Source organism: Aquabacter sp. DMC10, assembly GCF_056314145.1.
On record NZ_JBQUYX010000010.1, the window covers coordinates 167,358 to 179,516 of the forward strand.

General features: G+C 66.8%; 11 protein-coding genes. 6 read left to right on the forward strand and 5 right to left on the reverse strand.

Annotated features, from left to right (window positions below):
- Position 1 precedes the first annotated feature (1 nt).
- From ACT54L_RS23365 to ACT54L_RS23375, 3 genes are all read right to left on the reverse strand, one after another.
- Complete coding sequence (locus ACT54L_RS23365; protein WP_476088058.1) at positions 2-2,116, reverse strand: acetate--CoA ligase family protein; 2,115 nt, start codon at positions 2,114-2,116, stop codon at positions 2-4.
- 324 nt (positions 2,117-2,440) lie between these two features.
- Positions 2,441-3,379, reverse strand: coding sequence for a hypothetical protein (locus tag ACT54L_RS23370; RefSeq protein ID WP_476088059.1), 939 nt, complete (start codon positions 3,377-3,379; stop codon positions 2,441-2,443).
- A gap of 74 nt (positions 3,380-3,453) precedes the next feature.
- A complete protein-coding gene (locus ACT54L_RS23375) occupies positions 3,454-4,071 on the reverse strand; it encodes an alpha-ketoglutarate-dependent dioxygenase AlkB (RefSeq protein ID WP_476088060.1) in 618 nt (205 codons plus the stop codon).
- Between the two features lie 158 nt (positions 4,072-4,229).
- On the opposite strand from ACT54L_RS23375, the gene ACT54L_RS23380 reads away from it, so the two are divergent.
- Positions 4,230-4,589, forward strand: a complete 360-nt coding sequence (locus ACT54L_RS23380) for a DUF1236 domain-containing protein (RefSeq protein WP_476088061.1) — start codon at positions 4,230-4,232, stop codon at positions 4,587-4,589.
- Positions 4,590-4,633: 44 nt separating this feature from the next.
- Here ACT54L_RS23380 and pncA read toward each other — a convergent pair whose 3' ends face one another.
- Entirely contained in the window at positions 4,634-5,275 is a 642-nt protein-coding gene (gene pncA, locus ACT54L_RS23385; protein WP_476088062.1) for a bifunctional nicotinamidase/pyrazinamidase, read from the reverse strand.
- A gap of 173 nt (positions 5,276-5,448) precedes the next feature.
- Here pncA and dnaK point away from each other — a divergent pair, with 173 nt between their 5' ends.
- The 4 genes from dnaK to ACT54L_RS23405 all read left to right on the forward strand — a co-directional run bounded on the left by dnaK (position 5,449) and on the right by ACT54L_RS23405 (position 10,486).
- Positions 5,449-7,386, forward strand: coding sequence for a molecular chaperone DnaK (dnaK, locus tag ACT54L_RS23390; RefSeq protein ID WP_476088108.1), 1,938 nt, complete (start codon positions 5,449-5,451; stop codon positions 7,384-7,386).
- Between the two features lie 199 nt (positions 7,387-7,585).
- Positions 7,586-8,740 (forward strand): molecular chaperone DnaJ, encoded by a 1,155-nt coding sequence (gene dnaJ / locus ACT54L_RS23395; protein ID WP_476088063.1) that lies wholly within the window; start codon positions 7,586-7,588, stop codon positions 8,738-8,740.
- 100 nt (positions 8,741-8,840) lie between these two features.
- Entirely contained in the window at positions 8,841-9,482 is a 642-nt protein-coding gene (locus ACT54L_RS23400; protein WP_476088064.1) for a DUF1007 family protein, read from the forward strand.
- Entirely contained in the window at positions 9,479-10,486 is a 1,008-nt protein-coding gene (locus ACT54L_RS23405) for a nickel/cobalt transporter (protein WP_476088065.1), read from the forward strand. The genes ACT54L_RS23400 and ACT54L_RS23405 overlap by 4 nt, the downstream gene beginning before the upstream one ends.
- Before the next feature lie 117 nt (positions 10,487-10,603).
- Here ACT54L_RS23405 and ACT54L_RS23410 read toward each other — a convergent pair whose 3' ends face one another.
- Complete coding sequence (locus ACT54L_RS23410; RefSeq protein WP_476088066.1) at positions 10,604-10,870, reverse strand: hypothetical protein; 267 nt, start codon at positions 10,868-10,870, stop codon at positions 10,604-10,606.
- Positions 10,871-11,109: 239 nt separating this feature from the next.
- Here ACT54L_RS23410 and ACT54L_RS23415 point away from each other — a divergent pair, with 239 nt between their 5' ends.
- A complete protein-coding gene (locus ACT54L_RS23415) occupies positions 11,110-12,030 on the forward strand; it encodes a M24 family metallopeptidase (protein WP_476088067.1) in 921 nt (306 codons plus the stop codon).
- Positions 12,031-12,159 lie beyond the last annotated feature (129 nt).

Here is a 12,159-nt window from a genome sequence, read left to right on the forward strand (position 1 = left end):
CTTAAGTCCTCGTTGTAATGACGGCGTCGAGCGCCACGGCGCCCGCTCCGGCGGGGCGCACCAGGAAAGGGTTGATGTCCAGCGTCACCAATTGGTCCTGATGGCCGGCGGCAAAGCGGGAGAGGTCGCTGAGCGCCTGCGCCAGCGCGTCGATGTCCGCAGGCGGCGCGCCTCGCACGCCCTGAAGGATGGCCGCCCCCTTGATGGAGGCGATCATCTCACGGGCGTCCTCGATCCCGAATGGCGCGCGCTTCAGCGCCACATCGTGCAGCACCTCCACCAGCACGCCGCCGAGGCCGAACATCACCATGGGGCCGAACACCGGGTCCACCTGCACGCCGAGTATGGTCTCCACCGCTCCCTTGAACGGCACCATGGGCGCGACGAGGCAGCCCTCGATGCGGGCCTCCGGCATGGCGGCATGGGCTCGGGCCATCACCTCTGCCGCTGCCTGCTTCACCGCTTCGGCATCGGGGAGATTGAGGGCGACGCCGCCAATGTCCGACTTGTGCAGGATGTCGGCTGAGAGGACCTTCACCACCACGGGGAAGCCGATCTCCCGCGCCACCTCGGCCGCCACCTCCGGTGTGGCGGCCGTTCGTGCGCCCGGCACGGGGAGCCCGGCCGCGGCCAGCACCGCCAGGGCGTCGTGCTCGTTGAGCGTGCCTCCCGGCAGGGCCAGGGGCGCCATGGGGGCGGGCGGGGTGCGCGCCGGGCGCGGGGCGGAGAGCTGCGCCATGGCGGCGGCGGTGCGCACGGCGGCATCCGGCTCGGTGAAGACGAGGCAGCCATCGGCCTCATAGGCGGCGCGCACGGCGGGCGGGGTGGCGCCGGATATGGCGAGGAAGGCGTCGGGGTGGCGCGCGCGCACCTCCTGCCAGACCTTCTGGATGCGGAAGCCGTTCTCTTCCTTGTGGCCGGCGCCGGCATTGAAGGCGACGATGCTGCCGAAATCGGCCTCCGCCAGCACCACCTCCACCATGTCGCCGAAGCGATCCAGTTCGCCCAGCATCTGGCCGGTGACATCCACGGGGTTGCGGGTCCCGGCGAAGGGGATGATGTCCCGAATGCGAGCCTGGGCCTCTTCCCCGAGGGGCGTCGGGTCGAGCCCGCCGGAGACCGCCTCGTCCGCCATCATCACGCCGACGCCGCCGGAGACGGTGATGAGCCCGATGGCGGTGTTGCGGGGCGGCCGGCCCACCGCATAGGCATAGCCAAGGTCGAACCACTCGGCGATGGTGCTGGCGCGGTGGGCGCCGCATTGGCGCAGCACCGCGTCATAGACCGCGTCCGCGCCGGCGAGCGAGGCGGTGTGGGAGGCAGCGGCTGCCGCCCCCGCCTCGGTGCGCCCCACCTTCAGGACGATGACCGGCTTGCCCGCCTCCCGCGCCTGCTCCAGCGCCGCCACGAGGCGCGGGCCGTTCCGCGCGCCTTCCATATAGACCAGGATGACACGGGTGGCGGGGTCGGCGGCCAGATAGGCGATACCGTCAGCCACCTCCACATCCGCCTCGTTGCCGGTGGTGATCCAGGTGGAAAAGGACAGGCCCCGGTCCTGGGCGAGGTTCGCCACATAGCCGCCGAAGGCGCCGGACTGGCTGACAAGGCCGATGGACCCGCCGGAGGGAAAACGCGGCTTGAAGAAGGGGCAGAAACTGGCGACGAGGCCGGTTTCCAGGTTTGCGACGCCCAGTGCGTTCGGCCCGATGATGCGCATGCCGGAGCGCCGCGCCAGGGCGGTCAGCGCCGCCTGCGCGTCCTCTCCCGCCCTGCCCACTTCGGCAAAGCCGGAGCTGAAGACCACCGCCGCCTTCGTGCCGCGCGCCGCGCACTCCTCTAGAGCCTCCAGCACGCCAGCGGCGGGAATGGCGATGATGGCGAGGTCCAGCGGTTCGCTGATGGCGGCCAGCGAAGGCACCGCCTCATAGCCGCTGATGAGACCGCCCTTGGGGTTCACCGGATAGACCGTGCCGGAGAAGTCATATGTGCGCAGCATGGCCACCGGCACGGCGCCGATTTTTCCCGGCGTCGCGGAAGCGCCGATGATGGCCACCGAGCGAGGGCGGAACAGAGGCTCCAGGGATGCGGTCTCGATGACCGGACGGAGGAGGGTCATGGATCTGGCGTCTTCTTGGCTGGGCGTTTCCAGGGAGGGGCTGGTCCTTCCCGGTGACCTGCGCGGCGGGATGACGCGGGTCGGCCGGTGGCCCGTCTTTGGCAGTCAGGGGCGGGCGGCGCAGCGTGCCGGCAGGCCTCGTCCGTCCGTCGTCTCGAATTTAATACACTCGAATTAAATTAGCGTGTCAACGGTGACCCGCCGCAGGTGCGCGCAAGAAAAAAGTGCCCGTGGGCTGCCGCGGGCGCTTTTCCAAGCGTTTCAAGGTTTCACCGGCGGTTGAGCCGGCGTCTAATTCGCGCTGCGGCGGCGGGCGCCGCTGCCTCAGCGGGGTTCCATCCCGTCACGAAGGGCGCGCAGGCGGCCATAATCCTCAGGGAAGTCCTTGGCCCGCACGATGGCCACCATGCGCAGATGCGCCGTGGGGCCGAAGCGCAGCCATTGGATGACCTTCACGTCCTCATTGCCGAGCGCGTCCTTGCCATTGGCAAGAATTTCAAAGCCGGGAAGGCCCCCAATGCGCAGCGGCTCGGCCCGCTCGATGCGCAGCTCCTTCACCCCCGTGACCGAGGACAAAGCCCGCAAGGCGAACTGGCGCCGCTCCTCTTCGCGCGGGGCGCCGGGCGCGATGCCGGCGACGAACAGGGCCTGATCGGCATTCTCAATCACGTCCTTGGGGCCGTCGGTGAGCACCACGGCCGTATTGCCGATCACCTTCACGGGCCGGAACCCGGCCATGTCCGTGAACCGGAAGGGCAGCTCGGCCATCTGCTCCTGCGGCGTGGGCGGGGCGCGGTACGCCAGCGTCTCCAGGGCCTTGCGCACCGTCTCGTCGCTGAGCTTGCCGGCATTGTCTTCCGCCACCTGGACGGTCACGAGCACGGTCGCCTGTGCGGTGCCTGCCAGCAGGATCCATTTGCGCGCAGCAACGGGACCCACATTCTGTTTGCCCGTCACGAACAAGGTCTTGGCCCCAGGCAAGGCCAAGGGCAGCGTGCTGCGGGACTCGGTGGTGATGCCCTTGGAGGCGAGCGCCGCGTCCGTGAAGCCCGACTCCACCTCCGCATAGGCGGCCGGCGGCATCTCCACCATGAGAATGGCGGCGCCGATGGTCGGGTCCTCGAAGCCGGCGAAGGTGGAGCTTTCCACCATGCCCACCGGCGGCACGAGTCCGAATGAACTGCCCTTGGGGAATGTTGCGTCAGCGGCCCCGGCGATCCCGCCCGACAGCAGGAGGGCGGCAAGAACGAGCGGTAGGCGCATGTGCATCTCCAGAAGGGTCGTGTTCCTGTTTAGAACCAATCCCGGCGGAACCATGGCGGGGATGTGTCCACATGTCATGCCAGAGTCACGCGACGCAGCGTGAGGTTGAAGCGGCCGGGTCGGCCAATGAGGGTCGAGGTGCCCGGCAGGATGCGATCCACGCCGTGAAACGCCAGCCGGCCAGGCCCGGACAGCAACAAGGCATCGCCGGAGGCCAGGCGGATGGAGCGTGTGGGCGCGCGCCGCTCCGTGCCACCGATCCGAAAGACCGCGGTGTCGCCGAGCGATAGGGAGAGAACCGGGGCGGTGAGGTCCTGCTCGTCCTTGTCCTGGTGGAGGCCCATGCGAGCTTGTGGATCATACCAATTGATGAGGCAGGCTTCCGGCGGATAGGGCGTGCCGGCCAGTTGGTCCCAGAGGGCGGAAAGGGCCGGGGGCAGGGGCGGCCAGGGCTGGCGGGTGTCGGGATGAAAGGTCTGATAGCGGTAGCCATCCACATCCGAGACCCAGCCCAGCGGGCCGAAATTGCTCATGTGCACGCTGAAAGGCTGACCGCTGCGCGGCATGCGCGGGGTAAAGAGCGGAGCCCGCTCCAGCCCCGCTTCCACCTGCGCCAGCAACGCCTCCTGCGCACCCCGGTCCAGAAGCCCGGGCCACCACAGGCAGCCGGGGGCGAGTTCGAGCTTCTGCATCCGATCCTTCCTCAAGGCTGCTGCCCCCCAAAATGGCGGATGCCCGCCGTCCCGCAAGGGGGGTACTGCCAGCCAGCCCTTGGGAGGAACGCCGCGCCGCCCACCGGCGTTGCAAGGGAGCTGGGAAGGGGCGGGGACAGACATCAGGAGATCAGATCATGACGTCACGTCTCACCGGCAGCCTCTGCGCCGCCGTCCTGCTGGCCGGCACAGCCGGCGCTTTCGCCCAGACCGCCACGGTCGTCGTTCCCGCGCGCCAGCAGGTGGTGGTGACGCCAGCCCAGGGCGTCCTCGTGCAGCGTTATGTGGTGAGCCAGTCTCCGGCCGTGGTGGTGTCCAGCGGACCTGCGCCCGTGGTCGGCGCCACGCTGCCGGAAACCGTGCAACTGCAGACGTTTGACACCACCCATGACTATGGCGGCTTCAATGCCTCCGCCTATCGCTATGTGGTGCTGCAGGATCAGGGGACCGTGCTGGTGGAGCCGGAGACCCGGCGGATCATCCAGGTGATCCGCTAGCAGGTGATCCGCTAATCCTCTTCAAGCACCGCGCGTCCGGCCGGTCACAGGCCGGCGACGCCGACCATCTTCACCCCAGCGGCCGCCATGTCGGCCAGTGACCGGGAGAGCGAGCCGTCCGCATCGATCGCCCGGCAGCCCTCCAGGATCACATGGGTGGCAAAGCCGTGCCGGACGGCATCCAAGGCCGACCAGGCGACGCAGAAGTCCGTCGCCAAGCCCATCAGATACACGCGATCAATCCCGCGATCCCTCAGCGCCCCGGTCAAGCCGGTGGGGGTCGTGCGGTCCGCCTCGTAGAAGGTGGAATAGCTGTCGATGCCTGGGTGCACACCTTTTCGGACGATCATCTGGGCGTGGGGGACGTGGAGGCCCGGGGCGAAGGCCGCCCCGGGGTTGTCCTGCACGCAATGGTCGGGCCACAGCACCTGCGGCCCGGAGGGCAAGGTGATGACCTCGAACGGGACCCGCCCGGCATGCGACGAGGCGAAGGACACGTGACCGGCCGGGTGCCAGTCCTGAGTCAGGATGACGTTACGGAAAGTTGAGGCAATGCGGTTGGCGAGGGGCACAACTTCGTCGCCGCCGGCGACCGCAAGGCTTCCCCCCGGCAGAAAGTCCACCTGGAGGTCCACGAGCAGCAAAGCGGCACGCGGATTCTCGCCGATGGAAGACGGGCCGGGCATGAGCAACCTCGCGGATTCTTGAAAAAGCTAAGGCGCGCCATCTTGCACGCCTTGCGGCCGTCCGGCACCCCTCCTATATCGGCCTCGAACGCCACGGAAACGTGACGTACCCCAATTCAACGGGGACCGGCGGACAGCCGCGGGAGGGGCCCGCGGGCATCCTTTTGTGGGCGCTGCATAGGCCCGGCCGGTCTGCCGACAAGGAGAAGTACATGTCCAAGATTATCGGCATCGACCTCGGAACGACCAATTCCTGCGTGGCGGTGATGGAGGGGGCCTCCCCGAAGGTCATCGAGAACGCCGAAGGCGCGCGCACCACGCCGTCTATCGTCGCCTTCACTGAGGATGGCGAGCGCCTGGTTGGCCAGCCCGCCAAGCGGCAGGGCGTCACCAATCCCGAGCGCACCTTTTTCGCCGTGAAGCGCCTCATCGGTCGTCGCTTTGACGATCCGACGGTGGCCAAGGACAAGGGCCTCGTTCCCTATAAGATCGTGCGCGCCGACAATGGCGACGCCTGGGTCGAGTCCGACGGCACCAAATATTCGCCCTCGCAGATCTCCGCCTTCATTCTCCAGAAGATGAAGGAGACGGCCGAGTCGTTCCTGGGCGAGAAGGTCGAGAAGGCGGTCATCACCGTCCCGGCCTACTTCAACGACGCCCAGCGCCAGGCCACCAAGGACGCCGGCAAGATCGCCGGTCTTGAGGTGCTGCGCATCATCAACGAGCCGACCGCGGCCGCGCTCGCCTATGGCCTCGACAAGAAGTCGGCCGGCACCATCGCGGTCTATGACCTCGGCGGCGGCACGTTCGACGTGTCGATCCTGGAGATCGGCGACGGCGTGTTCGAGGTGAAGTCCACGAATGGCGACACGTTCCTGGGCGGCGAAGACTTCGACATGCGGCTCGTCAACTATCTGGCTGACGAGTTCAAGAAGGAGCAGGGCATCGACCTGCGCAGCGACAAGCTTGCCCTCCAGCGGCTGAAGGAAGCCGCCGAGAAGGCCAAGATCGAACTGTCGTCGGCGACCCAGACCGAGATCAACCTGCCCTTCATCACGGCCGATGCGTCTGGTCCCAAGCACCTGACCATGAAGCTGACCCGCGCCAAGTTCGAGGCGCTGGTGGAAGACCTCATCCAGCGCACGGTCGAGCCCTGCCGGCTCGCCCTCAAGGATGCGGGCCTCACCGCCGGCCAGATCGACGAAGTGGTGCTGGTGGGCGGCATGACCCGCATGCCCAAGGTCCAGGAAGTGGTGAAGCAGTTCTTCGGCAAGGAGCCCCACAAGGGCGTCAACCCGGATGAGGTGGTCGCCATCGGCGCCGCCATCCAGGCGGGCGTGCTCCAGGGCGACGTGAAGGACGTGCTGCTGCTCGACGTGACCCCGCTCTCGCTGGGCATTGAGACGCTCGGCGGCGTGTTCACCCGCCTGATCGACCGCAACACCACCATCCCCACCAAGAAGAGCCAGGTGTTCTCCACGGCTGAGGATGGCCAGACGGCGGTGACCATCCGGGTGTTCCAGGGCGAGCGCGAAATGGCGGCGGACAACAAGATCCTCGGCCAGTTCGACCTGGTGGGCATCCCGCCGGCGCCGCGCGGCGTGCCGCAGGTGGAAGTGACCTTCGACATCGACGCCAACGGCATCGTGCAGGTGTCCGCCAAGGACAAGGGCACCGGCAAGGAGCAGCAGATCCGCATCCAGGCGTCCGGCGGCCTCAGCGACAACGACATCGACAAGATGGTCAAGGACGCCGAGGCGCATGCCGCCGAGGACAAGAAGCGCAAGGCCTTGGCTGAAGCCAAGAACCATGCCGAGGCCCTGATCCACTCCACGGAAAAGGCCATGTCCGAGCACGGTGACAAGGTGGGCGCCTCAGAGAAGGCGGCCATCGAGCAGGCCATCACGGATCTCAAGGGCGTGGTGACCGGCGAGGACGCCGACGCCATCCAGGCCAAGACCCAGGTCCTGGCCCAGGCCTCCCTCAAGCTGGGCGAGGCCATGTATGCGGCCCAGCAGGGCGGCGGCGCCGAGGCCGGTGCGGCCAAGAAGGATGACGTGGTGGACGCCGAGTTCACCGAGGTGGACGACGACAAGAAGAAGTCGGCCTGATCCTTGCTTCCTTATCCCGCAAGGGATGGGAGCCTGAAATACCGATCCCCCGGGGCTTGCCCCGGGGGTCTTGTATCGGGGCACCTGCTGCCCGCCCCTCGGACCATCTGCTCGCGGCTCGCCGGGGCGAAAGGGGCGTGGTGCCGCATATGACGCTTCAGGGCCCCCTACCGGACCGGGGCGGCGGATGTAACGAGCCATGTCGAAGCGCGATTATTACGAAGTTCTGGGATGTGACCGCGGCGCCGACGAAACGGTGCTGAAGGCCTCCTACCGCAAGCTCGCCATGAAGTGGCACCCCGATCGCAACCAGGGCGACGGCGAGGCCGAGATCCGCTTCAAGGAAGTCAACGAGGCCTATGAGGTCTTGAAGGACCCGCAGAAGCGCGCGGCCTATGACCGCTTCGGCCATGCCGCCTTCGAGAATGGCATGGGCGGCGGCGGCCCGGGCGGACCAGGATTTGGCGCTGACTTCGCCTCCACCTTCGCCGATATCTTCGACGATTTGTTCGGCGGCCAGATGGCCGGCGGGCGCGGCCGGCAGGGCAATGGTGGGCGCGGGCGCGGGGCGGACCTGCGCTACAATATGGACATCACGCTGGAGGAAGCCTTCGCCGGCAAGGACGCCCAGATCAAGATCCCCACCTCCATCGTGTGCGAGTCCTGCTCGGGCTCTGGCGCCAAGGCGGGCACCCAGCCCAAGACCTGCCGCACCTGCGGCGGCGCGGGCAAGATCCGCCATGCCCAGGGCTTCTTCACCCTGGAGCGCACCTGCCCCGCCTGTCAGGGCCGCGGCAGCATGATCGAGGATCCCTGCCCCAATTGCGGCGGCGCCGGCCGGGTGACCCGCGAGCGCACGCTTACCGTGCACATTCCGGCCGGGGTCGAGGACGGCACCCGCATTCGCCTGGGCGGCGAGGGCGAGGCCGGCACGCGCGGTGGCCCGGCGGGCGATCTCTATATCTTCCTGTCCATCGAGCCCCATCCCTTCTTCCAGCGGGAGGGCGCCGACCTTTATTGCCGCGCGCCGATCTCCATGGTGACGGCAGCGCTGGGCGGCACGGTGGAGGTGCCCACCATCGGCGGCGAGAAGTCGAAGGTGAAGATCCCGGAGGGCACCCAGTCCGGCAAGCGCCTGCGCCTGTCGGGCAAGGGCATGCCGGTGATGCGCACCCGCAATCATGGCGACATGTATGTGCAGGTGGTGGTCGAGACGCCGCAGAACCTCACCAAGCGCCAGAAGGAGCTGCTGTCGGAATTCGACCGCGAGTGCTCCAACGAGACCCACCCGGAATCCAATGGCTTCTTCGCCAAGATGAAGGATTTCTTCCAGGGCGCGGCCGACCCCGATTGAGGCGAGGCGGCGCCCCAGGGGCGCGCGCCATGGGCTGGCGGCTCCGCCATCCTTCCGCCGAACTGCCAAGCGAGGAGTTCGGCGTCTGAAAGGTGTGGCCATGATTCCGCGTTCCCTTCGCCTCCTCGCCTGCGCCATGCTGGCCGTGTTCGGCTCGGTGGGGAGTGCGCTTGCCCATCCCCATGTCTGGGTGACCATGCAGACGCAGGTCATGTACGGCCCGGACGGCATGGTCACCGGGCTGAAGCAGGACTGGACCTTCGACGAGGCCTTCACCGCCTTTGCCCTCCAGGGCCTGGAGCGCAACAAGGATGGCTCCTATCCCGACAAGGTTCTGAAGCCATTGGCCGAGGTAAACGTCACCTCGCTCAAGGAATACGGTTATTTCGTCAAGGCCAAGAACGCGACGGCGAAGCTCGCCTTCAAGGATCCCGTCGACTATTATCTAACGTATGAGAATGAAATGCTGACCTTGCACTTCATCCTCCCATTGACGAAGCCGGCTCCTGCCAAGGGCATCATGAGCTTCGACATTTACGACCCCACTTATTTCGTCTCCTTCACCTTCGCCGATAAGGATCCGGTGGCCCTGGCGGGCGCGCCGGCCGGCTGCACGTCGCAGGTGGTGGTGCCCAACCAGCCCCAGACCATGCAATTGTCCGAGAGCTTCTTCACCGACTTGACGGCGTCCAGCACCTATGGCGCGCAGTTTGCCAACAAGGTCACGGTGAAGTGCCCGTGAGGGCCCCCCGCGCCATGGCCCTGCGGGGCACCCTTCTCGTCGCTTTCCTCATCGCCGTGCTTCTTGCCCTGGATGCCCATGCGGGATCCGTTGCGGCACAAGGCTTCGGCCAGGCCGGACCGAAAGCGTCCCCCTTCGGCCTCGGTGCTCCGTCGGCGGCGCCGTCCGGCTTCACCGGTTTCATCCTCGCCAAGCAGTCTGAATTCTACCGCGCCCTCATCCAGGCGGTGCGCGCGGCCAAGGCCGATGGCAATGCGGTGAAGCTGCTGGCGGGGCTGTCCTTCCTCTACGGCATCTTCCATGCCGCCGGCCCCGGCCACGGCAAGGCGGTGATTTCCTCTTATCTCCTCGCGGATGGCGGCACGCTGCGCCGAGGCATCGGCCTGGCCTTCGCGTCCGCCCTCGTCCAGGCCTGTGCGGCCATTCTGTTCGTCGGCGTGCTGGCGGTCCTGTTCGGCGCCACCGCCGTCTCCATGGCCAATGCCATGAACATGGTGGAGATCGCGGCCTATGGCGGCATCGCCGTGTTCGGCGCATGGCTGGCCATCACCAAGGGACGCAGCCTGCTGCGACTTGTGCGGGGTGATCCGGGCGACCATGTGCATGGCCCGGATTGCGGCTGCGTGGACAAGCATGCCCCCGATCCGCATCTGCTGGATGGTCGTGGGGGCTGGCGGCGCGCCGCGATCGCAGTGGTGTCGGCAGGTGCCCGGCCCTGCTCGGGGGCGATCCTCGTGCTCACCTTCGCGCTTGCCCAGAGCGTCCCGTGGAGCGGGGTGATCTCGGTCTTCGCCATGGGCATGGGCACCGCCATCACCGTCTCGGCCATCGCCGCGCTGGCGGTCTATGGCAAAAGGGCAGCGGTGGGGATTGCCAGCTTCGGCGGTCCCCGTGCGGCCATGATGACTCTGGCGGTGGAGCTTCTGGCCGCCCTCCTGGTGATGGGCTTTGGCCTGGCGCTGTTGACCGGGTACCTCGCCAGCGAACGCCTGCTGCCAGGCTAGACTGGAGGCGTTCGGCGCCTGGTGGATCGCGGGGCGAAGCAATCTTCACGGTCCGCTCGCCTCGGTTCCAAGACAGAGGGACCGATCGGGCGCTTCGGCGCACCCGATCGGTCAGGCTCACTTGCGGGACATCATCAGGTCGACGAAACCCTGATAGTTCACACCGTCGAAAATGCCGGCGCCGGGCACGCCCTCCATCTGGCCGTCGTCCAGGGGGCGGGCTCCGAGCACATCCTGCGGCGCGAAGGCATGGGCCGTGCCTTGCGACAGAGCGGACAGCCGTGCGGCGAGAGTGGTGGCAGCCTCCGCGAAGATGGCTTCCACCTGGCCGGCAAGCTCCGGTTGCGCCTTGGCGGATTCGAGAAACTGGGACACCTTGCTCATCATGTCCTCCATCAAGGCGGAGATGGGCCGGCCCGATTGGGCGAGGCCAAGCCCCCCATGGCACCACGCCTGTGGCGATCAAACCGGCCCCAATAAGCCGCGTCCCGCTGGGAAAGTCGAGGAAAAGCCACTGCTCCCGCGGACAGCTGGGGAGGAACGCCCGGTCGGCGGCAAAGCTTCATCTTTGCATAATGCGCCGCGCCCATAAGGCAGCTCCTCACTGCTGCATAGGTGCCCCGATGAGTAATGTGAACATGCGGTACGGCGTTCCGTTTATGTCGAAAGAGAAAATGGCGGATATCCAGAAGCTCTTCGATGGTCCGCAGTGGCAACAGATCAGCGAAAAGTCTTCCGAAGAAATCGAGAAGATGAAGGCGGCGGGCGCAATCGGTGCCCATGTGCTGGAGCGGATCTCGCCCCACATCATGTCCGGCGCCAGGCTGTCCGAGATCGATCGCTTGATGCACGAGTTGATTACCGAACGCTATGGCGCGGAAATCGTGCGGTTGGCGGTGAAGACAGAGGGGAGCGGGCTGGCACACACCGATCTCATCGCGGCCAGCTACGCATTGAACGACATCGTCGCCAATGCGCCCGCAGATGACCGCACACTGCAGACCGGTGATCTGTTCGGCATCGATGTCAGCGCCCGAAAAGACGGGTGGTCGTGCGACACCGCGCGCCGTTGGATCGTGGGGGACGATGCATCGCCCCTCATCACCAGCCTTTATGCCGCAAGCCTTCAGGTCATGTGGCTGGTGATCGGCATGATCCGGCCCGGCGTGGCGGTCAATGATCTGGCCGCTGCCGCCAATGCTTATGCCGAACAGCATGGTTTTCGGATCATCCACACCTTCCCCGCGGTAGGCCACAGCATCGGCCGGGAACACAATGATGGCTGGTTCATCCCGTGGAAGGTCGGCGGCCTCAATGACGGGCGCATCCTGAAGAAGGGGATGACGTTCAGCGTGGAGATCTATCTGACCTCCGGTACTGGCGAGATCGGGTTCCTGGATAATGAGGTGACCAGCCTGGTGACCCTTGATGGGGCACCGGCCGCCTATTGGGAGCACATCGTCGCGGTGACGGACGATGGATGCGAGGTTCTGGACCTGCGGCAGGGCGAGGACCTGTCCTGGATGAAGGCAACTGTGGTCTGAAAAGAGCATTCTGAAGAGAAGGGACCGGATCCGCAGATCCGGTCCCGCTCGGGCGATCTCGGAAAAGTGGGCGGTACGAGGTTATGGCCCGCCCTCGCCCGCTTCTGCCCGGCGCGAGCGTGCATCGCC

What these genes read in the sequence shown, in the direction of transcription:
- ACT54L_RS23365 (WP_476088058.1), bottom strand. Translation starts at nt 2,116, where the DNA reads ATGACCCTCCTCCGTCCGGTCATCGAGACCGCATCCCTGGAGCCTCTG.
- ACT54L_RS23400 (WP_476088064.1), top strand. Translation starts at nt 8,841, where the DNA reads ATGATTCCGCGTTCCCTTCGCCTCCTCGCCTGCGCCATGCTGGCCGTG.
- dnaJ (WP_476088063.1), top strand. Translation starts at nt 7,586, where the DNA reads ATGTCGAAGCGCGATTATTACGAAGTTCTGGGATGTGACCGCGGCGCC.
- ACT54L_RS23380 (WP_476088061.1), top strand. Translation starts at nt 4,230, where the DNA reads ATGACGTCACGTCTCACCGGCAGCCTCTGCGCCGCCGTCCTGCTGGCC.
- ACT54L_RS23370 (WP_476088059.1), bottom strand. Translation starts at nt 3,379, where the DNA reads ATGCGCCTACCGCTCGTTCTTGCCGCCCTCCTGCTGTCGGGCGGGATC.
- ACT54L_RS23410 (WP_476088066.1), bottom strand. Translation starts at nt 10,870, where the DNA reads ATGAGCAAGGTGTCCCAGTTTCTCGAATCCGCCAAGGCGCAACCGGAG.
- pncA (WP_476088062.1), bottom strand. Translation starts at nt 5,275, where the DNA reads ATGCCCGGCCCGTCTTCCATCGGCGAGAATCCGCGTGCCGCTTTGCTG.
- ACT54L_RS23375 (WP_476088060.1), bottom strand. Translation starts at nt 4,071, where the DNA reads ATGCAGAAGCTCGAACTCGCCCCCGGCTGCCTGTGGTGGCCCGGGCTT.
- ACT54L_RS23415 (WP_476088067.1), top strand. Translation starts at nt 11,110, where the DNA reads ATGAGTAATGTGAACATGCGGTACGGCGTTCCGTTTATGTCGAAAGAG.